This is a genomic window from Bacillus sp. GW823-FHT06A11 (assembly GCF_058795355.1).
The window spans coordinates 1,161,879-1,185,603 of record NZ_JBXAHS010000001.1; the positions used below are offsets into that span (position 1 = coordinate 1,161,879).

Sequence of the window (23,725 nt, forward strand, 5' to 3'; positions counted from 1 at the left end):
TTCAATATTTTTTCAATATTTAGTCATATTATGTAATGTTTTTAATATATTTGTAAAAATTTCATAGTTAGCATACGAATATATCACAATTCAACAATGTTTTCTGAAAATATTGAAAGTTTTTATCGAACAATTTATAATTTCCATAGAGGGAGTTTAATGGGGATTTTATCTTTGTTTCATCTACACAATATTTGATAATTCATTATATAAAACACAAAATCGGATTTCATTATCATGTATTCTGTAGCAGCAATTATGACCGATAATTAGGGAGGAATTACATTTGTACAAAGATAAGACAGACGCACTGGATCAAGAATGGATTGATTTAATACTTGAAGCTCTAGATGCTGGTATCGCCATGCAAGACATCGAGCAATTTTTCCAACGTATGAAGCCATCCAGTCAGGCTCAATAGGTTTGTTCTTTTTAACGAAGTTTATGTTATAATAATGACATCATAAGACAACTACATATTGATAGAAAGGTGCGCAAATATGATTGGAGAACGTATAAAACGCCTTCGTTTACAAAAAGGTATTTCATTAACTGAACTTGCCGAAAAAGCTGGCGTTGCTAAATCTTACATTAGTTCTATAGAACGAAATTTACAAAAAAACCCTTCCATTCAGTTTCTTGAAAAGATCGCAGCAGTTCTACAAATTCCAGTTGATACTTTACTTCATGATGAAACAACAAAGGAAACTAACCTAGACTCCGAATGGACACAACTCGTTAAAGATGCAATGAACTCTGGTGTCTCCAAAGAACAATTTCGTGAATTTCTTGAATTTACAAAGTGGAAGCAAAATCAAAAATAATAATAGAAAGAAGTGCTTACAACCAGCACTTCTTTTTCTTTATAAAAAAAAGCGGGAATACCCGCTTTTTTATTATTTTTCTTCCCCAGCTTCTTGGTTAGCATTGAATGTCCATTCTAAATTCAATGTATCACCTTGGAAGATATTTTGGTCTTTTCCATCATCTACAAATTCAAATTGCACCCATAGATAATCCTCTGTACCAGCTGCTAATCCACCCTTTTCTCCCCACTCAGGAGCAAAGATGTCTTTAGCTAAAAGATCTGGATCCACATTTTGTAAGTCTGCTAAAGTTGTTTCGTATACAGGCTCACTTTGTTTATCCCAGTTCCAAAGGAATTTTACTTTAACGTGCTTACCAAAGTCTTCACCAGCATTATCACCTTTTGCATCTTTAACAGTGTACTTTGTTGCTAATTTAACGTCTTTAATAGTTAACGAACCGCTGTTTTGTAATAAGAACTCTTTCTTAACAGAATCCCCTGGTTTTAAATCTTTAATATCTACAAGCGTCTTAGGGTTTAATGTAAGGTCTAACGTCCCAGCTGCAAATGTATTGTTTGATACTTCTTTATCGCTAAAGAATGCAAATGTTCCTCCACCAATTAAAGCTAACCCCAATGCTGCTGATGCAACTCCCATACCTAATTTCTTTTTCAGACTCACAATCAATTCCCCCTAGCTTTTTTTTATATTTTTATCACTTATTTTTCAATAAGAGATGTAAAGAAAACTATATTAGCTTAGCTAATATGTGTTCTTTTTTAAAAACCTTATGTTCATTATAACGAACAAACCTATATAAACACAACACATATTTATTAATATTTTCAGTTATTTTTATTTCTCAATATTATTTAGACTTTTCAGAAAAAAGAATGATAATTTATTTATTTTTTCACACTCAAATCATTTAATACTATAAGAAAAAAGAAAAATACAGAAGTGAGGGCTAACGTTCCCTCACACTCGTATAAATATTACTAGTCTTACTTATTCGTTCACTCTCTCTTACACCACATTCTTGTTTTCTGACTGTTTCACTAAAGCAGTTACTCCGCTTTCTTCTGCTCTTCTAGCTTTTTCTGTTCTTCCGCTTTCTTTTGCTCTTCTACTTTTTTCTGTTCTTCTACTTTCTTCTGTTCTTCGGCTTTCTTTTGTTCTTCTACTTTCTTCTGTTCTTCTACTTTCTTCTGTTCTTCTACTTTCTTTTGTTCTTCGGCTTTCTTTTGTTCTTCTACTTTCTTTTGTTCTTCGGCTTTCTTCTGTTCTTCTACTTTCTTTTGTTCTTCGGCTTTCTTTTGTCCTTCCGCTTCAATTGCAATGTTTAATTGTTGCTGAAGAGCCTGAATTTGCTCATCAATAGCTTTCAAGCTAATTTCTTTCTCAATATAGTCACGCTTCTCTTTGATACTGCGGAAGCCTTCATTTACATATATGGACACTTGCTGCATCGACTCATCTTTATTTACCTTTAATTCTTCTTGTATTTGATTGTAAGGAGCTTCTATTTCAGTATATACATTTTGCAGGGCTTCCTTCTCAGCAACAATTTTCTCACGCCCTTGTTGCCATACAGAAATCGCCTGTTTTATTTCTTCAATAGAAGTTGCTTTCGATTTTCCCTTCATCGTTCCATACTCACGCTCAATAAACTGTTTATGTTTCTCAGATTGCTCTTTTAACGTATTAACTGTTTTCGGAAATATAATTGCTGTAGAAAACGTCGCTTCTACTTTCGTTTCATGAATGAACGCCGCTTCTGTATGCGTCATAATTTGAGATCCTAAATAAAACGTAATAGAACACATACACGGCAATATAAGCATCTTTTTAAAATTACGCGGTCTTTTCAGCATCTTAATCTCTCCCATCGAACATTACGTTCTTTATACAGAACATTATCTATATTATAGTAAAGAACTATTAAAATTGATAGACAAATACTAGAAAAATAGAAAAAGGGCTATCCATGTGATAGCCCTTTTTGTTATTATCTTTCTTCACCTGCTGTTTGTTGTGCATCAAACGTCCAATTTAATTGTAACTTATCGCCTTGGAATTGATTTTGATCTTTTCCATTATCAACGAACTCAAATTTCACTTTGAATTTATCAGATTTACCTGCTGAAATACCTTTTTCATCCCAGAACCAAGCCGATAAATCATTATCTACAGCTGTAAGTGTGTCACCTTTTAATTTATCTAAAGTAGTTTGTTTCACAATTGTCTCATGCTTATCTACATTTTTTAAGAATGTTACTTTAATATGTTTACCAAAATCATCTTTATTATCTTTCTTTACATCTTCTACATTATAATCTGTTTTCAGTAAAACCTTTTTAATATCTAAAGAGCCTTTATTTTCTAGTTTAAATTCTTTTTCAATTGTATCCCCAGGTTTTAAATTCGATACGTTAACAACTGTTGATGGATTTAATGCTAAATCCAGTGTCCCAGCCGCAAATGTATTGTTTGACACTTCTTTATCACTGAAAAATGCAAATGTTCCTCCACCAACTAACGCTGCTCCTAGTACTGCTGATGTAATACCCATTCCTAATTTTTTCTTTAAAGTCATGTCCATATCCCCTTAATATATATATTTGTTAACTTCCTAAACGGAAAGTATAACCAAACGAACTAGACGGATTGTTCTACTTTTTTATCTTTCTTTTCTCCGTCAATGCTACGAATAGCCCCAAAAATAGAAATCGCGGAATATCCAAGTAAAAAGACTCCTGGAATAATAAGAAGTAATGCTGCTCCCGCTTTTGAATTCGCATAATTCAGTAAATAACCAACGTACGGAACTGTAATATCTGCATACTTTCCAACTACATTTTCTGCAAGTACTGGCTCTAAATCTGGTCCGTTGTTGTTATCCCCTTTTGTTTCATACATTACTTTTCCATTTGTATCTTTCACACCGATAATACGGTGAGTGATAATTTTTTGATCTTTCTCTTTAAAGGTAATAACATCACCTTTTTGATATTTAGAACCATCTTTGTTTGGTTCTATTGCAATGATTGATCCTGTTAAAAACGTCGGCTCCATTGATCCTGAAAGAACGCTCTTAAATTGATATCCCATCACTGTCGGATCACCACCGCTCGCTTTTGAAGAAATAACTACAAAAGCTAAAAAAACCATCAATGCAAATAAAACGAATGAGATCGCGTTGCTAATTACCTTCCAAATTAATTTCATCGTCTCTCTCCCTCTCCGTTGTTTTATATTATTTGAAGTATGCAATATCCATTACGTTCTTTAACAAGAACACAAGTAAATGATATAACGAACTTTAAGTTATTGCAATAAGAAAATTTACAATTATTAGTTATTTAAAGTATAAAAAAAAGACTGTGCCAAAATTTTACACAATCTTTTTATTAGTAATTTATTTACCTTCTGATTTCATTCCTTTTGTATTTCGGCGCAACACTACATATAAAATTGCTCCAAATAATACAATCGCACCTATCCCAACACTTATTACTTTAACATTTGAGTCTTTTACTGCAGGCATAGTTGTATCTTTTTTAGGCATCGCAAAAGTGACATCTTCTGTTGAAAGAACATTTACCGTCGCAATTGTTTGATTATTTTTCGTAATATCAACTGCACCAACTACCTCACCACGATGTATTCCTTTATGATATAAAGATTCTTTATCTAATGAAGCCGCCCGGAAAATAGTTTTCACATTTTTCCCTTCATCTTTCTTAAGCATAAGCTCCGCACTTTGTTCCAACTCAGAATTAACATCTTTATTTAAATATGTTGTTTTTTGATGCCAATTATGTTTATCGAGCACTGTTTGCTTCGTAAATTGACCGAAAGAATATTCCGCCATCTGCTTCAAATCTTCATAAATTTCAGGTCTTTGAGAAGCCATTACTACGCTTATAATACGGTTTCCATCTTTCTCATTTAATAAAACAAGTGTATTACGCGCTTCATTCGTAAACCCTGTCTTACCGCCAATGCTATATGGATTTTCAAAAAAATTAGATTTATTAAAAATAGACACCGTCTGCCTAGACGTCGTAACTGTCGTTCTTTTCGTATTCATCGCTTGTAAAATTTCAGGATACTTTTGCACACCCTTCGTAATCATAGCCATATCATACGGCGTCGTATAATGGTTCGGATCATGCAGTCCATTCGGTGTTACAAAGTGGCTATCTTTCGCCCCTAATTGCTTCGCTTTCTCATTCATCATATTAGCGAAATTCTCAACACTCCCGCCAATCCGCTCCGCAATCGCATACGACACATCATTCGCACTCAGCACCATTAAAATCATAAGCGCAGTATTTCTATTAATTGTCTCTCCAGGTTGAAACTCAATTTGATAATTACTCTTCTCTTGATCTAATGCTAATTGTGAAAATGTAAATTGATCCTCTGGCTTTGTATGCTCCATGAGTAAAATCGCTGTTAACACCTTCGTCGTACTAGCAGGATATGCTCGGTGATATGCGTTTTTGTCATACATAACATCTCCTGTTTTCGCATCAATTGTCGTTGCAAACTGACTAAAAACATTCGGTCCTTCTGCAGGTGGTGGTGCAACTTGTTCTGGATTTACTCCAATATTCGTCTCAGCACGCAATGTCATAGGTGTCAATAAAAACAAACAAATAACTGTAATAAAAACCAAAATTTTCTTAAAATTTGCCATATGACTCTCCCTTTTCCATTTACTCCTCTAACAAAATAAGAAATCTACCAATCATATGTAATTTGTATTAAACTGGAAGAATTTTCACTATTTTTTACTATATCATATTTTTACGATAAAGAACATAAATATACAATAAAAATAAGAAGGAATTACTCTTTCTTATCCTTCTCATCTATCAACGAATCTATTAACTTTTGACTAGCTTCCTCGGGCGTAATCTCATCGGTTATCCCCATAAACGACCAACCTTTAGAATCGACCCACTCAACAAACTCTTGTAAAAATTCATCATGTGTAACATCCACATCAAGAATCGAGCCATTAATCGAAATCGTTCTATTTTTAGACACGCGCATCTTGAACGTTTTTCTTACCATTACAACTTTTCTCCCTCTACTTCTGAATATTTATAAAGTGAAACTTTCATCAACCCTCACCAATCGGACTTTTACGGCCATCCCGACCCCAACCTAACTTCTTTACTTTTGCTAAATTTCGAGGTAAGGGATCTTACTGCTCGCAAATAGCGAGATAAAATAATCATGTATCTCTGTTATACATGATTTTCAGTAAATTGTAAAAAGGATATATTGGCCAATTGGCATATTGAAACTGAAAATCTATCATTCTGCAAAAATATCAAATGATATGTAATTGTTCATAAATGACTAAATAGATTCACATAAAAATAAAACAACTTACATTTTACCACACCAAATACAAATGACTTTCTTACAATGGAATGGAGTATACTAGAAGAAAACTTAAAATGAGGAGGAACCTCATGACGCGTTGTACGTATTGTAAAACGAAGTGGACAATAAAAGATGTATGGGCAATACTCGTGACATTTGAAAAGGATTGTCCGTATTGTTTTATGAGACAATATCTATCAAAGAAAACGGTGAACGCTATGCCAGAACTTATAAGCTTACCTTTACATTTCTTACTCCCTTTTCTTGTTGATTTGAGTGCTGAAGGTCCTTTGGATTGGTATCTTAAATAATATAACCACTACATCTAAAGACTACTTTCTACTGAATTCGCTTCTCATCATTATTCCTTCATACATTACTAGCATAATCGCTTATACTTTCCCATTTGAAGATTCTGTAGCTCAGCAGGAAGAGCGTCCCCTGGACAAGGTTTATCAATTATGACTTTAATAAACGATGATATATGCATACTGTTAAGCATAAAAAATTAGCATTAAGTTCCACTCAAATATTAATTGAAACCCAACACTCCATTTAATCTGTAATCTAGAATACAAGCAGTGTTTTTTATTATGCATTTTTGCATACAGTATGATTTTCTCTTGTAAATAGATAATAATGTTATATAATAAAACCAACGTTTTACCAATAAAAGGTAATGAAGAGTAGTGGAATAAGTAAATAACCAAAGCGTATTAACAGATTTGTTCTATGTAAATCATGATACATATATGGAATCAAAACTATGAAATTTTATGTAGTGATTAGATTACTACAAGATGAAAGATTCATAGCGAATACACTTAAGGAAAAAACGTTCGATTAGATTAATGTGATATCTATCGAACGAATTGAGAATATACTTAGGGGGAATTTCAAGTGAAAACATTTGGTAAAGTATTATTAACTGGCGCATTAGCTTTAGGCGGTTTAACGATTATGAACATTGAAACACCAAAAGCACATGCTGACGAATGGGATGGTTGTCATTACATTTGTGGTCCTGGTGAAACGGTGAACGGTGTTACAGTTCAGGTACACTCTACACAAGTTACTTTTGGTAACAGCGTAATTGCAAGAATTACAAATGACCGAGCTGAAGAAATTCATTACAATGTCAGCCTTGAAAAGAAATATGGCGATAGATGGGGAGAATTTGAAACCAACTTCCGTTGGCAAAATCAATGGGTCCCAGCTGGAAGCAATGATGAAATTGCAACTTTCACAGGATATGGCGATGATATTTATGAGGATGGAACATATCGTTATAAAGTCGAAATAAAAGGCGCTGACAGTTCTATTGATACAATTTACACAGCAGGAATGACAGTTACAGGACGATAGCTCATGAACGAGCTTCATTATTTATGATTGTATTTTTGATAATATCATTAATAATTGCGGTGATATTATTATTAAAATAAGCTCTTCAGGGCTTATTTTTTTATATAAAAATTGGAATAATAACATTCAGAAATTTTCATCTTTACACCATTAAAGTTTGTTGCTATTATAGGAATACATCAAATGTTAAAATTTTCAACAAATTATATAAATCCTCCGATTACCCGAATGAAAACACATTACTGGTCGTAATATTTATAGTTGGGATCCCGTAGCTCAGCAGGGAGAGCGCCACCTTGACAGGGTGGAGGTCGTGAGTTCGAGCCTCTCCGGGGTCATATAAAAAAGAGACACCATATCAACCTTCTACGTGATATGGTGTCTCTTTTTATCTAATTCAATTACTTCCCACCAAACATCTTCTCCAAAGACTTCGCATTGGCAAACAATACTTCTTTCAAGTTATCGTCAGCAACGATTTTATAGTCGCCATCTTTGTCTTTCTTTAAGTTCAATGTAACTTCGCGAGTTGCCATTGCTGCATCTTTATCTGCTAAGTTTTTGACGATAGTTGATGTCATTGTTTTTTCGATTGCTTTTTCAGATTGTTCTTTGTCTTCACTAAAGGCACTAGCGAACGCCATTGGCATAACTTCTCCCACTGCTTTTGTTACAGCAACGGATAGATCTGCAGATGTAATTTTCACTTTCACTTCTGCTTTGTCATCCTTTTTCGATACTTCTTCTAGCTTTTCAAATTTAAAGTTCTTTGTAATTGCACTTAGCATTGCTTTTGCCTCAGCATCATCTGTTTTTTCATTTAGTTTATTAAATTCCTTGTCACTCTCAACAAATGTACGAGCCTTTTCTACATCACCTTTTTGTATCGCTGTTAAAAATTCTTCTGTAGTATCTTTCGGATTTGCACACCCTGCTAAAACAACCGCTGTTAATCCTACTACCATCATTAATAGCAATAATCTCTTTATCTTTTGCACGCTCATTCTCCTCATTATCTTTTCTAGTAAGTCAGTATCATACAATATTATGAAACTGACATTACAAACATTTTTTAGTATAGCATTTATATGATTAATTTTCTATTAATTCCCAAAAATATAAAGAGCCTTGCAGCATTCCTACAAGGCCTCTCTTCTATCAATCTGTATCCGTAGCACAAATGAACCACATTTTCTGTTCCCTACTACCATCCACATACTCCAATCAAAAATCATAAGCAATAACCAAAGTGATATATTCATAGCAGCAAATAATAAATATAAAATCTCTCTTTTGTATCGCTCCTCTATTCATCAAAATGTAAACAGCACCGATAGGAGGAAAAAGACAAATATTTTTCTTAACACCCACGGATACGAAATTACTGTCTGCATATGAATCTCCTTTTCATCATAATACTTGCTTCAACATTGGCCTCACTACCCTATATTTATCACTATAAGCTTCCTTTATGATTAAAGGCGGGTAATCACTTTTTTCTTCCTCAATCATTGTGAATACTTCTGTTTTCTCTTGTAATGTATTAGATTCTCTATTTTTAGTAGGTTTTTTACTTGTTTTAATTTTCTTTGTTACTTCGCCAAGTTTTTGCCCGACTTCTTCTATTTTGGCAGGTTCATTCGTAACATAGTATTCTTGTTCGTCCCATACTAATATAGGTGGCACTTGTTCTCGTTTGTTACATATTATATAAGTAGTACTAGCTACAAGTAGTAGACAAGTTAATAAATAGAAGATAGTTTTTTTATTCATATACTACACTCCTTATCTATCATTTCATTGGATTATATAATACAAGTTATTTATAGTAAATGGATTTAATGGTGATTTTTAGGTTAAATAATAAAGAAAAACCTTACCGAAGTAAGGTTCCGTTTTTACATTCTATAGTGACTGACTTATTAAAACGATTATTACAATAATCGCTATAAACATAACAACTAAGCAGCCGATCATTTTATAAAATCCTCGTTTCGTTAACGTCCCGCCTTGAACGTCTTTACGAATAAATAAGAATACGGCTAAAAATAATACAAGCCCAATGCCAAAAGCATACATCATTTGCATATGTTAATCTTCCTTTCTCTCTTCCATCTTAATATCTTTTTGCCAAAACAACAAATGAGATAAAGACGGTACTCATCGTAAGTGCCATAAGTATATTCAATAATTCAGTAGCAGATAGTGTAAATATTTTTAAGTTTAAGCCGATAGAGAAAAGAAGATAATATGCTGTTAATGCAAAAAAGGTTACAAACATTCCTTTATAACGAATAAGTTTCATTCGCTCGTCTTTTTCTTTAAATTGCGGGTGTAAGTAGCTTAGACAGAAACTCATAATCATCATCCCAAGCAATGGATACGTTATAGCTGGTGGTGCAGAATGCGTCATTATACCTGTTAATATCATAAATCCACTCATAAATAGAAAAATAACACCCATAATTACAAAGTACTTTTGTGAATAATTCATCCCTATTCCCCCTCTTCTTTTCCTTCATAAATAAATACATGTTCTATCGTTGTTTGAAATGTTTTTGCTATTTCAAATGCTAGCGGAAGTGATGGATCGTATTTCCCCTTTTCAATTGAAATGATGGTTTGTCTGGAAACTCCAAGTTTCTCAGCCAACTTTTCTTGAGATAGTCCAAATTTTTTTCGGTATTCGACCATTTTATTTTCCAAGGAAATTTCTCCCTCCTCCCATATATCGAGTATATATGTAAAGTAAACTTTACGTCAAGGTTCCTTTACATTTATCCCAATCATTTTTCACTCTATTTATATAGAAGAAACTTGTTCGATTTCAGCACGTCTATTTTGTAATAAAACATGGAACACTGTATGTAATCGTTACTATATTTCCTCCTCACCTTTTTTAAAATTTAATATCTTCATATTTGTTTTATCCTTTTAAAATATTTCATTTATTTCTTTATTTCACGAAATACGTTATTTGTTTTACGGTGTTTTTCGTCATATTTATAGAAACTAACTGTTTATGGAGCATTTTTTATGTTTAGCAACTTTTTTTGTAGAAATCCTTCATTTTCCTTTCGATATTTAACACTATCGAAATAAAGTTTACGATAAATTCATAATTTTTTATTTTTTATACTATATTCCGTTATATTGTTGTATAATATCTATGAAAGCGCTTATTATTTCAATATACATAATTCAAACTAAATTTTATCGAAACATTCTAACTATTATACCTATATTTAAATGCAACAATTATAGCTATTAGTATAGGCATACCAAATATATCCACCCCATTTTTCTGTAAAATTACTTTATAAAGTGAAAGATTAACTTGGGTGATAAGTTATTGTGAATGTTTTTTTACAAAACAGATAAGTAATAGTGTTTGGTATTATGTAAATTATTGTAATAACATAAGAGTAAAGAAAACATTTACATTGATTACTGATTCATTACTTATTGAAAAAGAGCAAAATGCACCTTTGTATGGAAAAGGATTATATGCATTGGGAGGTTTAAACAAATGACGAGGAAGAATACAACGACAAACCCTTGGGCCAAGTTCCACGGTCCGAACCTTGGTTATGTTATTGAGCAGTATGATCTTTACGTAACTGGAGCAGGTTCTGTTGATCCGGAATTACAAGAGCTTTTTGAAACTTTTGGAGCTCCTTCGTTTCAAGATGATGTCGTAACAGGGGACAACACAGCAACACATTTTTCTCCTCAAAACACAGGTAACATTGAAAAAATTCTTAAAGTCGTTCAACTTGTTGAGCAGATTCGTTCTTTCGGGCACACGTTGGCTCACATCAACCCGATGGAAGATGCTACAAATGGACAATCTCTTCTTGAGAAAGCAATGAACGAACTGAGCGATGCTGACTTGAAAGCGATTCCAGCGAAAACAGTATGGCCAGATGCACCAGAAGGTATTCACACTGCACTTGATGTAATTCATAGATTAAAAGACGTTTATACAAAATCTTTAGCTTATGAATTTTCTCATATACAAGATAGTGAAGAACGCGCGTGGTTGCATCAAATGGTGGAATCAAATTCATTGCGTCAACCACTATCAAATAAAAAACGAACTGCTCTTTTAAAACGTTTAACAGCTGTTGAAGGTTTCGAGCAATTCTTGCATAAAACATTCGTTGGGCAAAAACGTTTCTCTATCGAGGGCGTTGATATGCTTGTACCTGTTTTAGATGAAATTGTTCTAGAAGGTGCTAAGAACGGCGTAGAGGATGTCATGATTGGTATGGCTCACCGCGGTCGCCTAAGCGTACTTGCTCACGTATTAGAAAAACCATATAGCCACATGTTTGCTGAGTTCAAACATGCAAAAATAGAAGGCGCAGTGGCTAATTCTGGCTGGACTGGCGACGTGAAATACCACCTAGGTAGAGAACAAGTCGTTAGTAACGAAGAAGTTAGCACTCGCGTTACATTAGCAAATAACCCGAGTCATCTTGAGTTCGTGAATCCTGTAGTAGAAGGTTTCGCACGTGCGGCTCAAGAGAATCGTAAAAAATCTGGTCTTCCAGATCAAGATACTTCAAAATCATTCGTAATTTTAGTTCATGGTGATGCTGCATTCCCTGGTCAAGGTATTGTATCTGAGACACTCAACTTAAGCAGATTGAACGCGTATCAAACAGGCGGAACGATTCATGTTATCGCAAACAATGCAGTTGGTTTTACGACTGATAGCTATGATTCTCGTTCTACGAAATATTCTAGTGACCTTGCAAAAGGTTTCGATATTCCGATTGTTCACGTGAATGCTGATGATCCGGAAGCTTGTCTTGCAGCTGCTAACCTTGCGATTCAATATCGCATGTTGTTCAAAAAAGACTTCTTAATCGATTTAATTGGTTACCGCCGCTACGGTCATAACGAAATGGATGACCCGGCAGTTACGCAACCACAAGTGTACAAAAAAATTAAAAACCATCCAACTGTAAGAGCAATTTATGCAGATCAATTACAAGCTGCTGGTGTTCTAAATGCAGATGAGGTTGAAACAATTACACAGTTTATACAAGAGCAATTAAAATCCGACTATGCACAAGTACCACCAGCTGATACGAGTGATGCAACAATTCACGTTAAAGTACCAGATGTTGTTGCAAAAGGTATTCAGTCAATTGATACTGGCGTTGAGATTGACTCACTTCGTGCAATTAATGAAGGTCTACTATCTTGGCCAGAAGGCTTTAACGTATATCCGAAAGTGAAGAAAATTCTTGAGCGCCGTAAAGATGCTCTTGAAGAGAACGGCAAAATTGAATGGGCACTTGCTGAATCATTAGCATTCGCTTCTATTTTACAAGAAGGTACGCCAATTCGTTTAACTGGTCAAGATTCACAGCGTGGTACATTCGCACACCGTCATATAGTATTACACGATACTGATACAAACGAAACATATTCACCGTTACACCGTTTACCAAACATTAATGCTTCATTCTCTGTTCATAACAGTCCATTATCAGAGGCTGCTGTTGTTGGTTACGAATATGGTTATAACGTATTCGCTCCAGAAACTCTTGTTATGTGGGAAGCGCAATATGGTGACTTCTCAAATACTGCGCAAGCATTATTTGATCAATATGTTTCAGCTGGAAGAGCAAAATGGGGTCAAAAATCTGGTTTAGTTCTTCTATTACCACACGGTTATGAAGGTCAAGGACCAGAGCACTCTAGTGCACGTCCAGAGCGTTTCTTACAGTTAGCTGCTGAGAATAACTGGACAGTTGCAAACTTAACGAGCGCGGCACAATACTTCCATATCCTGCGTCGTCAAGCATCTATCTTAGGAACAGAAGCTGTTCGACCATTAGTACTGATGACACCGAAGAGCTTATTACGTCACCCACTTACGCTTTCAACTGCTAGTCAGTTAAGCGAAGGACGTTTCCAACCTGCTTTAGAACAAGAAAACCTTGGCATGAAACCAAATAAAGTAAAACGTCTTGTTTTAAGTACAGGTAAAATGGCGATTGACTTAGCAGCAGAAATCGAGTCTGGTAAACACGAGTACAGCTTAGACGAAGTTCATGTCGTTCGTATTGAGCAATTGTACCCATTCCCTGCTGAGAAAGTTCAATCTATTATTAAACGCTTTAAAAACTTAGAAGAAATCATTTGGGTTCAAGAAGAACCTCGTAATATGGGTGCATGGCATTACATGGCTCCAATTCTGTTCGAACTTGCTGGAGATAAAGTGAAAACAGGTTACATTGGACGTCCTGATCGCTCTAGTCCATCTGGAGGCGATCCATTCGCTCACAAAGCTGAGCAAGAACTAATTGTTGCACATGCTTTAGATGTGAAGTATAACTTCCGTCAAGATAAACAAGAAATTGAAGTTTACAGCAACTAAAAAGTAACAATGAAGGTTTCTAGCTTGTTCCTTGGGCAGAATATCTGCCCAAGGCCAGGCTAACAAATGGAGATTACCGAAGACAAAAGAAGAAAAAACACACCGTTAGGCAAATAAGGGGAGGACATTTAAAATGATCGAAATTAAAGTACCTGAGCTTGCAGAATCTATTACCGAAGGAACTATTTCACAATGGCTTATCAACGTAGGCGACAAAGTTGAGAAAGGTGGCAGCGTTGTTGAGCTTGAAACTGATAAAGTCAATGTAGAAATCATTGCAGAAGATTCAGGTATTGTATCGAAGTTACTAGGCGAACCTGGGGATACAGTTGAAGTTGGCGCAACTATCGCAATTTTAGATGCTAATGGAGCACCAGTTGCAGTAAGTACACCTGCTCCAGCTGCTGAGCAACCAAAACAAGAAACAGCTGAAGCACCGAAAGCTGCGGCTCCAAATGCTGAACAAACTACGGGTCTACAAGGCTTACCAAATACGAACCGTCCTATCGCATCACCAGCTGCTAGAAAAATGGCTCGTGAATTAGGAATCGACTTAAACGACGTACGTAGCACAGATCCACTTGGACGCGTGAGACCACATGATGTACAAGCTCATGCTGCAGCACCAAAAGAAGCACCAGCTGCTCCAAAGAGCCCAGCTCCTGCTCCAGTTGCAAAAACTGAATTCGAAAAACCAGTTGAGCGCGTGAAAATGTCCCGCCGCCGTCAAACAATTGCAAAACGTCTTGTAGAAGTTCAACAAACATCTGCAATGTTAACAACATTTAACGAAGTTGATATGAGTGCGATCATGGAATTACGTAAAGAACGCAAAGATGCTTTCGAGAAAAAACATGATGTACGTCTTGGCTTCATGTCATTCTTCACAAAAGCAGTTGTTGCAGCATTAAAACAATTTCCATTATTAAATGCTGAAATTCAAGGTGACGAGCTTATCATCAAAAAATTCTATGATATCGGTATTGCAGTAGCAGCTCCAGATGGATTAGTTGTTCCAGTTGTACGCGATGCTAACCAATTAAACTTTGCTGAAATCGAAAGTGAAATTCGTAATTTAGGTATGAAGGCACGCGATAACAAACTTTCATTAAAAGAACTACAAGGTGGTACATTTACAATTACAAACGGTGGTGTGTTCGGTTCTCTAATGTCAACACCGATCCTAAATAGCCCACAAGTTGGTATTTTAGGAATGCATAAAATCCAAGTACGCCCAGTTGCAATTGATAACGAGCGTATGGAAAACCGCCCAATGATGTACATTGCTTTATCTTACGATCACCGTATTGTTGATGGTAAAGAAGCAGTTAGCTTCCTTGTTGCTGTTAAAGATATGCTTGAAGATCCAAAGTCATTATTATTAGAAGGTTGATAGATTAAAATCTATTAAAGGCTGTAGAATGAATCATTCTACAGCCTTTTTTTATTGTGTTCATACGGGACAAATTTCATGACATAAAGTATTAATGTATGCCTAAACGTAAGGAGGATTAAAATGAATAACCTTCCAATTCATGCAAAACTTAAAGTAAATAAGGATACTTTCTTCCTCCCCGATTCAAACGGGGGTGTCTATTTTCGAAATAACGCCAGTTCATTTCGCATGGACGGTGATGGAATTTATGACTGGATTGAAAAATTAATGCCAATGTTTAACGGTAATTATTCTTTAGCAGAAATAACTGAGGGTCTCCCTCTCCCCTATCAAAATCGTGTATTTGAAATTGGAGAGGTTTTATATGAAAATGGTTTCGTTCGCGATGCAAATCAAGATGCACCTCATGAATTAAACAGTTCATTACTCGACAGATATGCTTCACAAATTGAATTTTTAGAAGCTGATTCTCATTCAGGTGCTTTAAAATTTGAAACATACCGCGGAGCAAATGTCCTTGTACTTGGCTCCGGAGATATGCTTACTTCTTTAGTTTCTTCTTTATTAGAATCTGGTTTACCTACATTTCATTACCTCGTTACAGATCGGGATGAAACAAACTATGACAGAATACATGAGCTAATAGAACGTGCATATGAAGTTGATAACAATGTACTCCTTCAAGAAATCGATACTACAATTGACCGTCCCTTGCATGAAGTATTCGAACCTTTTGATTGGATTTTATATGTTTCTCAAAACGGAGACATTGACGGTTTAAAAACAGTTCACACTATTTGTAGAGAAACGAAAAAGAATTTCATACCAGCTATTTGTTTATCAACACTCGGTATAGCTGGACCTGTCGTAACAGAAAATCGTGATGAATGCTGGGAATCCGCATGGCATCGGCTACATGAAACGACTTTGCAAAATGAAAATTCATCGGATTCCTTCTCACCAATTACATCTGCAATGTTAACAAATGTAATCGTTTTTGAATTATTTAAGCATGTCGCGGATGATTCATATCGTGAAAAAGAATCACAATTCTTTTTATTAAACTATGAAACACTTGAAGGAACGTGGCATCCTTTTATAAAACACCCTCTTGCAGCTGATGAAAGTTTTACAATTGATACGATAGAAAATCTTTCTGAAAAACTTGAGCATCGGTCCAACCAACATACTTCAACTGATGTATTCCGATTTTTTGACTCATTAACTTCTAAAGAAGCCGGTATATTCCATGTATGGGATGAACAAGATTCATATCAATTACCGTTATCACAGTGCTATATTCAAGTAGCCACTCCACTATCAGATGGCCCAGCTCCCCTTCTGCCTCTTATGACTCGCAGTGGATTGACTCATAATGAAGCACGCCGAGAAGCTGGTTTAACAGGAATTGAAACATATGTAGCAGAAATCATTCACCGCCTTATTCCTGAACATAATGATATCGGTATCGGTGCTGGAGAAACGATGACAGAAGGATTTTACCGGGCACTACAACAACATTTAAATAATAAATTGTATGAGCGGCAGTCACATATGCTAGAAGAACTTACAACGATTGATTTAACTGATATTCACGATAAACATTGTAGATTTTATTACGATGCCCTCGCTACAATTCATGAAACACCTAAAATCGCAATGAGTGAAGAGATTCTCAGTTTTCCAGTCGTTTGGGTTGGTATAAATGATAGATGGTACGGTGCATCTAATATTAATATGACGTTAGCGTTACGAAACGCACTACAACTATCACTCTTTCACATTCAAAATGAAGAAATTCCTTACAGAGCTAATATTTTGTATGACTCATCTATTATTTTATATGACACTGATTCTCTTAGAGTGGAAATACAACCAGAAGAAGAAATTCCAAGCGTACAATCTTTACAACTCGCCTTACAACATTTAGAAGAACATAATTTTTATCCTTTCGTGTTTGATTTAGCAATCGAACCCTTTTTGAAAGAAAACTTAGACGGTGTGTATGGGGTATTAATTGCAAAGGAGGACGGTTTATGATTCAAAATATATTGCTTATAGGAGATGGCCTTCTTGCAGACTATGTACATGATCAATTATGCAAACAATATTCCATCATTCGTCAGCATACCCTTACAGAAGAACTTCCTGAAAATATTCATCTTGCTCTCGTATTACATGATGGATCTCCTTCTACTATTCATCATGATGCTGAGCTAATTTTTCGGTCAAATCATATTCCGTGGTTACGTGGTTTTACTTCATTTGGCGAAGGTATTATCGGTCCTTACATTCATCCTCTTACGCCCGGATGTTCCCATTGTTCTGATGGACGCCGTTTTATCGCTGGCTTTGATCAAAAAGAAATGTGGGAACTACAGCGGAAATATGCCTTTAAAGCAGATAATGTAACGAGGCGTGATGTACGTGCCACCCAAAATGGAATGTTACAAATGTGCCATCTTATTTGCGCAGAAACAGAAAAAATATTAACTCATAACCATTCTTCTTTAGAAAATGAACTTATTTTACTCAACTTACAAACATTACAATGTACGCGGCATTCTTTTCTTCCAGATCCTCTCTGTCCTGTATGTAGTAATTTACCTGATGATACTGCGGATGCGGCGGAAGTTTCTTTACAACCGAGTTTAAAAGTAAGCACCGAAACGTATCGCTGCCGTTCCATTCATGAATTAAACACATTTTTAACGAGAGACTATTTAGATTATCGGGTCGGTATGTTGAACGGCAAAATGCAGCATTCTTTATTACCATTCGCTGACGTCATTATAAACATGCCATTAATGTTCGGAAATGAAGGTGTTGCAGGCCGAACTCATTCATTTGTAGTGAGTGAAGCAACTGCTATTTTAGAAGGTTTAGAACGATATTGCGGTATGTCGCCTCGCGGGAAGAAGACAAATGTGCATGGTAGTTTTCATGATTTAGAGGAACATGCACTAAATCCCCTTACACTCGGTGTACATACAAATGAACATTACAATCGTGATAATTTTCCATTCAAGCTGTTTGATCCTGATTATGAGCAAAACTGGGTATGGGGATATTCTTTATCACAAGACAGACCGCTTTTAGTTCCTGAATCAATTGCTTATTATAGCCTCGGTCATCGAGATGCTTTCGTGTATGAAACATCAAATGGATGTGCAATTGGCGGTAGTTTAGAAGAAGCGATTTTTCACGGTATTTTAGAAATTGTAGAGCGTGATGCCTTCTTACTCACTTGGTATGCCGAATTACCTCTTCCCCGCCTTGATCTGAGTTCAGCAAATGATACAGAATTACAATTAATGATTCAGCGGTTACGTACGATTACCGGATATGAATTACACGCTTTTAATGCGACGATGGAACACGGCATCCCGAGCTTATGGATAATTGCAAAAAATACACGTGAAAATGGAATGAACGTTGTTTGTGCGGGAGGCGCTCATTTAGATCCTATTCGAGCTTTAAAAAGTGCCATTCAAGAAATAGCAGGCATGTTACTTATAACAGACGATGAGCTCGAGCACAAAAGAGAATACTACGAAAAGTGCTTACAAGATCCTTATTTTGTTAATAAAATGGAAGACCATAGTATGCTGTATGGATTGAAAGAAACGGAAGAACGTCTTCACTTCCTTTTACGAGAAGATGCACCGGTGCAAACGTTCCAAGAAATGAATGTATCACAATCATTTGATATGGATTTAACTTCCGATCTCCACCAACTTTTAGATCGTTTGCATCAATCTGACCTTGAAGTAATCGTTGTAGATCAAACCGTTCCCCTTATAGAAAAGAACGGACTACACTGTGTAAAAGTCATTATTCCAGGCATGTTACCTATGACATTCGGCCATCACCTTACTCGTGTTACAGGATTAGATAGAGTCTATACCGTACCGATGACACTTGGATATAGCACTGAACCGTTAACAAATGAACAATTAAATCCACATCCGCACCCGTTTCCATAGTAAAGGAGGGATTTCATGCAGCTAGATACTTTTTTACATCATCTCCATTTCTCTATTGATGAAATTATGCCGAATCATGAGGTGGACTGGAAAGACGCACCGCTTCCTTATAAATTATATCGAAATGTACCTACCATCCCGCTCTCCTTAGAAATCCCATTATCTTTATCGAACTCTTCTACTACACCTACTCTAAATGAGATTGGTCACTACCTTTGGTATTCATTTGGTGTAACACAATTATGTCAGCTAAATAGCGAGAGAAATGTATTACGTAGATCCATTCCTTCAGGCGGTGCTTTATATCCGAATGAATTGTATATCTATTTAAAGATTGACGATTATCCAGACGGCATTTACCATTATGACGCCGCGCATCATCGACTTATTTTACTTCGCGAAGGAAATTTCGATTCTTATTTAGCAGACGCACTCGGTAATCGCTGTAATATACATGATTGTTTCGGTGCCGCATTCGTATCCACTATGTTTTGGAAAAACTTCTTTAAATACAATAACTTTTCATATCGCCTTCAAGGATTAGATAGCGGGGTTCTCATTGGGCAATTACTAGAATGTGCAAAACAGTTCGGTTATACGAACGGCGTATACTTTCAATTTCTAGATCGTGCACTGAACCATTTACTCGGATTGTCAGAAGGTGAAGAAAGTGTGTATGCCGTTATTCCTTTAAGTACAGAGCCAGAAACTAATTGGTTTCACAATGATTACCGTGAAAATAAAACAGTTACTTCTCATGAGTTGTTGCAACAAATTCCGCCGTTAGCACATGAACATTTCGTTCGCTCAAAACATGTAAATGAACATCCGATGATAACAAAAATAAATGAAGCTTCTATGATTGAATCGACAGAACACTTCCAAACACTACATCATGAAGAGCACTATCAACATAATACGTACGCTGTACAGCTACCGAAAGTAGAACGGTTATCGTATGATTTCCTACAACTTTGTAAAAAACGATATTCTCCTGATGCGGACTTTATTTTAACGAAATGGGATGCAGCTGAGCTCGCTACTTTACTACAAGAAGCGAGCCTCTCCTTCCCCTATTACAGCGACCTTGATGGTAAGTATGTAAATGAAAATGCACGCGTCTCATTATATGGATGTTTCTATAACGTAAAAGATATAGAAAACGGTGCTTACACTTATAACAGGAAAACACATTCCATACAACCAATTCGGTATGGGGATCTTCGTTATCTCCTTCAATCTAGTATGACGATGGATAACGTAAACCTTTTTCAATTACCACTTTGCTTACATGTAGTCGGAAAGAAAGATTACTATACAAATGCATTAGGCTATAGAGGATACCGTATTCACCAAATGGAAGCTGGTATCCTCGTTCATAAACTCGTTTTTGCTGCAACTGCTATGGGGATGGGCGGGCATCCTTTACTAAGTTTTGATACAAATTCATGTGATCAATTGTACGGAATTGATGCTGGAAATGAAACGTCTCTCATTCAAATTCCTGTTGGGGCGTATCGGGCGCGGGATTGGTTAAAAGGGGCTTTGCATAGTTAAAAGCACGCCGATGAACGGCGTGCTTTTTTACTAGATTAACTTAAAAATACTCTTAATTTGTCTAGCAAATAACCAATTTTTCGTACCGTAGTTATCATTTAAACTATCTAAATTAATAGATTGTCCGTTAGCAAACTTTAATTCTAACGTTGTATTTTTGTCATTTGTTTTTAAATTACTATTTGTAATATCATCATACTTTAATTTTTCAATCTCAATATATTCGTCTTTTTCTTGTCCGATCACGACATGGTCTTGGAAGAAGAAAAATACTTCTACTTTTTTACCGAAACAAAATACATTTTTCGTATAAATTAATGTCGCGTTATCAAGTCCGACACATACTTCTTTCATTTCTTCCACAACGTGTCCAAAGTCTTCTTCATGTCTTGTATTTGATTCAACAATCCATTCTTCGATTGTTTTCATATTAATTGCCATACTGCGCCCCCTGGTTCGTTCATTGCTTCGTTTAAAAAATAAATACTATATGAAAATATAAGCGATTAGTAATATGTTTTCAAGGGGGAACGGTATATTCAAAATAAAGTGAAACTTTAATCAATAGGGGTCTTCATCCCCACTGATTATTAGTTGAACCAATCGGGCTTTTATGGGCAGTTGATCCCCCCACCTAACTTCTTTGCTTTCGCTGGATTTTGAGGTGGGGGTCTTACTGTCCGCAAATAGCGGGATAAAGTTAAATTTCAAAGTAATATAAAAGGAAAACCAATTTCATTAAATTTTAAACGTTTGAACGAGACATTCTTCATCATCAATTAACTGCTCTCTCTCATCAAATTCAATGTTCAGTTTTTTATATACTTTCTTCCAAAACGACACTGCTGGTACATTTTTTAGAAGTTCGATAACGAAATATTGTCCTCTTTTCTCTTCTAGTAAATTCTCAACAGCTTGTTTACCGATTCCTTTTCCTTTATATTGATTCAATATGAAAATATCATTAATACCAAAATCATTTTCCTTCTTCAAAAACGGACGTTCCAGTAGTAATAAGAATCCTACAATACTATGATCAACTTTTATAAAATACGGCGTGATTCCGTCATTTTTCCAAAACATATGCAAATCTTCGTATTCAAAAAATCCGTTCGCTCCGATAGTTATATTCATAGTGAACTTAGAAAGGTCATGAAGATATAAAGCGTACAAATTACGTAATATTTCTTTTTCTGATTCTTGAACCTTTTGAAGTGCTACAATCATAAAAAAACTCCCCTTCCTCATATGTAACTATTTCCCGATCCTCTTCATTCGACAAAAATGATAATTCCCCTTTAACAAAAAAATAGCACTTTAAAAAGTGCTATTCTGCTCTCCTTGCCGCTTGCTGAATTGGGTCCCACACGCTGTTATATGGTGGTGCATAACTTAAATCGACATCTTCTAAATCATGAATGCTCATTTTATTGAAAAGTGCCATCGCGATCACATCAATACGTTTATCTACGCCTTCTTCTCCAATTACTTGCCCGCCCAATAATTGTTTCGTATCGGAGCGATATAGTAATTTCAAGTAAAGTGGTTTTGCATTTGGATAATAGCCCGCCATATTTGTAGAATCTACTTTGACCGTTTTATACGGAATGTGTAGCCCTTTTGCTTCTTTTTCATTTAACCCTGTTCTTGCGAGTGTCAAATCCATAAATTTAATAATGCCTGTGCCTAACGTACCTTTAAAAGCTCTTCGTTTATCAAGCATATTCAGTCCAGCAAGTCGCCCTTGCTTATTGGCAGTCGTTCCGAGCGGGATATGATCATGAATTTCCTTTATAACGTGGTAATGTGTTGCGCAATCACCGGCTGCATATACGTCTTGCACATTTGTTTGCATATATGCATTTATTTCGATTGCTCCTTTATGATTCTTACGTATATTTGTCCCTTCAAGAAAATCAGTATTTGGCTTCACTCCAACCGACACTAAAACAAGATCTGCTTTATACGTACCTTTATCCGTTTCGATTGCTTCTACTCGTTCATTTCCTTTAAATGCTTTTACATTTTCATTCGTTAAAATTTCAATATTGTGTTTATCTGCTTCTTTATGTATATATTCAGCCATATCTGCATCATAAATCGTACCGATATGATCATTTCGCTCAATCATTCTTACTTTCTTACCAAGTTCGACGAATGTTTCTGCCATCTCCAGTCCAATCGCACCGCCGCCAATAATCGTTACATCTTCAACTTTATTCGTTTCTAACGTTTTTAATATGCGCTCAGCATCCGGAATTGTTTTTAAAAGATGAACGCCTTGTAATTCCCTTCCTTCCCATTCTGGCATAACAGGACGTACTCCAGTCGCAATTAATAATCGATCATATGGAAATTCAAAGACATCCTTCGCCTTCGTATGCTCTGCGTACACCATTTTCTTTTCCGTATCTACTTTCGTTACTTCATGACGCACTTTCGCATCAATTCCATATTTCTCACGAAACGTCTTTACGTTGCGCGCGATTAACTTTTCAGTTGAAGCGATAGCACCACTAATGACATACGGTAATCCACACTGAGCGTATGAATAAATTTCACCTTTTTCTAAAGTTACAACATTTGCATTTTCATCGTTTCTAACAATTTGCATAGCTGCACTCATACCAGCTGCATCTCCGCCAATAATGACATAGTTCACTTTACCACTCCTTCTTTTTTACATACTCTTTACGTTTTCCATATTTTATAGAAATAACACCTACTTCCATTGTAAAGAAAGAGAATTTCATCTTCAAATTTGGTGCACAAACTTATGTATGAATAGGTAACTGTCGTGTCTTATAAACAA

At 35.6% G+C, this 23,725-nt stretch carries 23 protein-coding genes, 1 tRNA gene and 1 pseudogene; 10 read left to right on the plus strand and 15 right to left on the minus strand.

What is annotated here, in order from left to right; translation table 11 throughout:
• The first annotated feature begins 286 nt into the window (after nucleotides 1–286).
• Both AC1Q8L_RS05800 and AC1Q8L_RS05805 read left to right on the plus strand, forming a co-directional pair.
• On the plus strand, nucleotides 287–421 hold the full coding sequence (locus tag AC1Q8L_RS05800; protein WP_000276219.1) for an anti-repressor SinI family protein: 135 nt from the start codon (nucleotides 287–289) through the stop codon (nucleotides 419–421).
• 79 nt (nucleotides 422–500) lie between these two features.
• The gene (locus AC1Q8L_RS05805; protein WP_000578885.1) at nucleotides 501–824 is read left to right on the plus strand and encodes a helix-turn-helix domain-containing protein; all 324 of its coding nucleotides are present in this window, start codon (nucleotides 501–503) and stop codon (nucleotides 822–824) included.
• A gap of 72 nt (nucleotides 825–896) precedes the next feature.
• On the opposite strand, the gene calY is transcribed toward AC1Q8L_RS05805, so the two are convergent.
• The 6 genes from calY to AC1Q8L_RS05835 form a co-directional block, all read right to left on the minus strand.
• Entirely contained in the window at nucleotides 897–1,490 is a 594-nt protein-coding gene (gene calY, locus AC1Q8L_RS05810) for a biofilm matrix protein CalY (RefSeq protein ID WP_000053715.1), read from the minus strand.
• Nucleotides 1,491–1,876: 386 nt separating this feature from the next.
• Nucleotides 1,877–2,698: a DUF4047 domain-containing protein gene (locus AC1Q8L_RS05815; protein ID WP_071714539.1), complete on the minus strand. Its 822-nt coding sequence runs from the start codon at nucleotides 2,696–2,698 to the stop codon at nucleotides 1,877–1,879.
• 119 nt (nucleotides 2,699–2,817) lie between these two features.
• Nucleotides 2,818–3,405, minus strand: coding sequence for a CalY family protein (locus AC1Q8L_RS05820; protein WP_000172852.1), 588 nt, complete (start codon nucleotides 3,403–3,405; stop codon nucleotides 2,818–2,820).
• A gap of 62 nt (nucleotides 3,406–3,467) precedes the next feature.
• The gene (gene sipW / locus AC1Q8L_RS05825; protein WP_000767802.1) at nucleotides 3,468–4,037 is read right to left on the minus strand and encodes a signal peptidase I SipW; all 570 of its coding nucleotides are present in this window, start codon (nucleotides 4,035–4,037) and stop codon (nucleotides 3,468–3,470) included.
• 190 nt (nucleotides 4,038–4,227) lie between these two features.
• Nucleotides 4,228–5,514 carry a D-alanyl-D-alanine carboxypeptidase family protein gene (locus tag AC1Q8L_RS05830; RefSeq protein ID WP_492339411.1) on the minus strand — a complete coding sequence of 429 codons (1,287 nt, stop codon included), beginning with the start codon at nucleotides 5,512–5,514 and terminating at the stop codon, nucleotides 4,228–4,230.
• Nucleotides 5,515–5,666: 152 nt separating this feature from the next.
• Nucleotides 5,667–5,894 carry a hypothetical protein gene (locus AC1Q8L_RS05835; RefSeq protein WP_000251856.1) on the minus strand — a complete coding sequence of 76 codons (228 nt, stop codon included), beginning with the start codon at nucleotides 5,892–5,894 and terminating at the stop codon, nucleotides 5,667–5,669.
• 407 nt (nucleotides 5,895–6,301) lie between these two features.
• Between AC1Q8L_RS05835 and AC1Q8L_RS05840 the strand changes: the two genes are divergently transcribed.
• The 3 genes from AC1Q8L_RS05840 (at nucleotide 6,302) to AC1Q8L_RS05850 (ending at nucleotide 7,915) form a co-directional block, all read left to right on the plus strand.
• On the plus strand, nucleotides 6,302–6,523 hold the full coding sequence (locus tag AC1Q8L_RS05840; protein WP_000196287.1) for a hypothetical protein: 222 nt from the start codon (nucleotides 6,302–6,304) through the stop codon (nucleotides 6,521–6,523).
• Between the two features lie 589 nt (nucleotides 6,524–7,112).
• Nucleotides 7,113–7,577, plus strand: coding sequence for a hypothetical protein (locus AC1Q8L_RS05845; RefSeq protein WP_000846652.1), 465 nt, complete (start codon nucleotides 7,113–7,115; stop codon nucleotides 7,575–7,577).
• A gap of 265 nt (nucleotides 7,578–7,842) precedes the next feature.
• Nucleotides 7,843–7,915, plus strand: a tRNA-Val gene (locus AC1Q8L_RS05850).
• Between the two features lie 63 nt (nucleotides 7,916–7,978).
• On the opposite strand, the gene AC1Q8L_RS05855 is transcribed toward AC1Q8L_RS05850, so the two are convergent.
• The 6 genes and pseudogenes from AC1Q8L_RS05855 to AC1Q8L_RS05880 form a co-directional block, all read right to left on the minus strand.
• Nucleotides 7,979–8,575 carry a DUF4878 domain-containing protein gene (locus AC1Q8L_RS05855; protein WP_001169503.1) on the minus strand — a complete coding sequence of 199 codons (597 nt, stop codon included), beginning with the start codon at nucleotides 8,573–8,575 and terminating at the stop codon, nucleotides 7,979–7,981.
• A gap of 141 nt (nucleotides 8,576–8,716) precedes the next feature.
• Nucleotides 8,717–8,971: pseudogene (locus tag AC1Q8L_RS05860) on the minus strand (hypothetical protein).
• Nucleotides 8,972–8,987: 16 nt separating this feature from the next.
• Entirely contained in the window at nucleotides 8,988–9,350 is a 363-nt protein-coding gene (locus AC1Q8L_RS05865; RefSeq protein WP_001036582.1) for a hypothetical protein, read from the minus strand.
• Between the two features lie 132 nt (nucleotides 9,351–9,482).
• The gene (locus AC1Q8L_RS05870; protein WP_001178299.1) at nucleotides 9,483–9,665 is read right to left on the minus strand and encodes a DUF3976 domain-containing protein; all 183 of its coding nucleotides are present in this window, start codon (nucleotides 9,663–9,665) and stop codon (nucleotides 9,483–9,485) included.
• A gap of 28 nt (nucleotides 9,666–9,693) precedes the next feature.
• Nucleotides 9,694–10,071, minus strand: coding sequence for a hypothetical protein (locus AC1Q8L_RS05875; RefSeq protein WP_001109921.1), 378 nt, complete (start codon nucleotides 10,069–10,071; stop codon nucleotides 9,694–9,696).
• 2 nt (nucleotides 10,072–10,073) lie between these two features.
• Nucleotides 10,074–10,283 (minus strand): helix-turn-helix transcriptional regulator, encoded by a 210-nt coding sequence (locus AC1Q8L_RS05880; protein ID WP_000428506.1) that lies wholly within the window; start codon nucleotides 10,281–10,283, stop codon nucleotides 10,074–10,076.
• An 823-nt stretch (nucleotides 10,284–11,106) separates the two neighbouring features.
• Here AC1Q8L_RS05880 and odhA point away from each other — a divergent pair.
• The 5 genes from odhA (at nucleotide 11,107) to AC1Q8L_RS05905 (ending at nucleotide 20,913) form a co-directional block, all read left to right on the plus strand.
• Complete coding sequence (odhA, locus tag AC1Q8L_RS05885) at nucleotides 11,107–13,974, plus strand: 2-oxoglutarate dehydrogenase E1 component (protein WP_000197174.1); 2,868 nt, start codon at nucleotides 11,107–11,109, stop codon at nucleotides 13,972–13,974.
• Between the two features lie 133 nt (nucleotides 13,975–14,107).
• Nucleotides 14,108–15,367: a 2-oxoglutarate dehydrogenase complex dihydrolipoyllysine-residue succinyltransferase gene (gene odhB, locus AC1Q8L_RS05890; protein ID WP_000569893.1), complete on the plus strand. Its 1,260-nt coding sequence runs from the start codon at nucleotides 14,108–14,110 to the stop codon at nucleotides 15,365–15,367.
• A gap of 123 nt (nucleotides 15,368–15,490) precedes the next feature.
• Nucleotides 15,491–17,410, plus strand: a complete 1,920-nt coding sequence (locus AC1Q8L_RS05895; protein WP_001061569.1) for a putative thiazole-containing bacteriocin maturation protein — start codon at nucleotides 15,491–15,493, stop codon at nucleotides 17,408–17,410.
• Complete coding sequence (locus AC1Q8L_RS05900) at nucleotides 17,407–19,356, plus strand: TOMM precursor leader peptide-binding protein (protein WP_492339412.1); 1,950 nt, start codon at nucleotides 17,407–17,409, stop codon at nucleotides 19,354–19,356. The genes AC1Q8L_RS05895 and AC1Q8L_RS05900 overlap by 4 nt, the downstream gene beginning before the upstream one ends.
• Before the next feature lie 15 nt (nucleotides 19,357–19,371).
• Complete coding sequence (locus AC1Q8L_RS05905) at nucleotides 19,372–20,913, plus strand: SagB family peptide dehydrogenase (RefSeq protein WP_098311734.1); 1,542 nt, start codon at nucleotides 19,372–19,374, stop codon at nucleotides 20,911–20,913.
• Nucleotides 20,914–20,943: 30 nt separating this feature from the next.
• Here AC1Q8L_RS05905 and AC1Q8L_RS05910 read toward each other — a convergent pair whose 3' ends face one another.
• The 3 genes from AC1Q8L_RS05910 to AC1Q8L_RS05920 all read right to left on the minus strand — a co-directional run bounded on the left by AC1Q8L_RS05910 (nucleotide 20,944) and on the right by AC1Q8L_RS05920 (nucleotide 23,575).
• A complete protein-coding gene (locus AC1Q8L_RS05910; protein WP_000996808.1) occupies nucleotides 20,944–21,354 on the minus strand; it encodes a DUF3908 family protein in 411 nt (136 codons plus the stop codon).
• Nucleotides 21,355–21,651: 297 nt separating this feature from the next.
• Nucleotides 21,652–22,140, minus strand: a complete 489-nt coding sequence (locus AC1Q8L_RS05915; RefSeq protein ID WP_000634324.1) for a GNAT family N-acetyltransferase — start codon at nucleotides 22,138–22,140, stop codon at nucleotides 21,652–21,654.
• Between the two features lie 100 nt (nucleotides 22,141–22,240).
• Nucleotides 22,241–23,575 carry an FAD-dependent oxidoreductase gene (locus AC1Q8L_RS05920; protein ID WP_098311735.1) on the minus strand — a complete coding sequence of 445 codons (1,335 nt, stop codon included), beginning with the start codon at nucleotides 23,573–23,575 and terminating at the stop codon, nucleotides 22,241–22,243.
• Between the last annotated feature and the right edge of the window lie 150 nt (nucleotides 23,576–23,725).

Excerpts from the sequence above, each read along its gene's own strand:
- AC1Q8L_RS05910 (WP_000996808.1), bottom strand. The coding sequence starts at position 21,354 with ATGGCAATTAATATGAAAACAATCGAAGAATGGATTGTTGAATCAAAT.
- AC1Q8L_RS05870 (WP_001178299.1), bottom strand. The coding sequence starts at position 9,665 with ATGCAAATGATGTATGCTTTTGGCATTGGGCTTGTATTATTTTTAGCC.
- AC1Q8L_RS05815 (WP_071714539.1), bottom strand. The coding sequence starts at position 2,698 with ATGGGAGAGATTAAGATGCTGAAAAGACCGCGTAATTTTAAAAAGATG.
- AC1Q8L_RS05915 (WP_000634324.1), bottom strand. The coding sequence starts at position 22,140 with ATGATTGTAGCACTTCAAAAGGTTCAAGAATCAGAAAAAGAAATATTA.
- AC1Q8L_RS05805 (WP_000578885.1), top strand. The coding sequence starts at position 501 with ATGATTGGAGAACGTATAAAACGCCTTCGTTTACAAAAAGGTATTTCA.
- AC1Q8L_RS05900 (WP_492339412.1), top strand. The coding sequence starts at position 17,407 with ATGATTCAAAATATATTGCTTATAGGAGATGGCCTTCTTGCAGACTAT.
- odhA (WP_000197174.1), top strand. The coding sequence starts at position 11,107 with ATGACGAGGAAGAATACAACGACAAACCCTTGGGCCAAGTTCCACGGT.
- AC1Q8L_RS05820 (WP_000172852.1), bottom strand. The coding sequence starts at position 3,405 with ATGACTTTAAAGAAAAAATTAGGAATGGGTATTACATCAGCAGTACTA.
- AC1Q8L_RS05835 (WP_000251856.1), bottom strand. The coding sequence starts at position 5,894 with ATGGTAAGAAAAACGTTCAAGATGCGCGTGTCTAAAAATAGAACGATT.
- AC1Q8L_RS05895 (WP_001061569.1), top strand. The coding sequence starts at position 15,491 with ATGAATAACCTTCCAATTCATGCAAAACTTAAAGTAAATAAGGATACT.
- odhB (WP_000569893.1), top strand. The coding sequence starts at position 14,108 with ATGATCGAAATTAAAGTACCTGAGCTTGCAGAATCTATTACCGAAGGA.
- AC1Q8L_RS05865 (WP_001036582.1), bottom strand. The coding sequence starts at position 9,350 with ATGAATAAAAAAACTATCTTCTATTTATTAACTTGTCTACTACTTGTA.
- AC1Q8L_RS05830 (WP_492339411.1), bottom strand. The coding sequence starts at position 5,514 with ATGGCAAATTTTAAGAAAATTTTGGTTTTTATTACAGTTATTTGTTTG.
- AC1Q8L_RS05905 (WP_098311734.1), top strand. The coding sequence starts at position 19,372 with ATGCAGCTAGATACTTTTTTACATCATCTCCATTTCTCTATTGATGAA.
- AC1Q8L_RS05840 (WP_000196287.1), top strand. The coding sequence starts at position 6,302 with ATGACGCGTTGTACGTATTGTAAAACGAAGTGGACAATAAAAGATGTA.
- sipW (WP_000767802.1), bottom strand. The coding sequence starts at position 4,037 with ATGAAATTAATTTGGAAGGTAATTAGCAACGCGATCTCATTCGTTTTA.
- AC1Q8L_RS05875 (WP_001109921.1), bottom strand. The coding sequence starts at position 10,071 with ATGAATTATTCACAAAAGTACTTTGTAATTATGGGTGTTATTTTTCTA.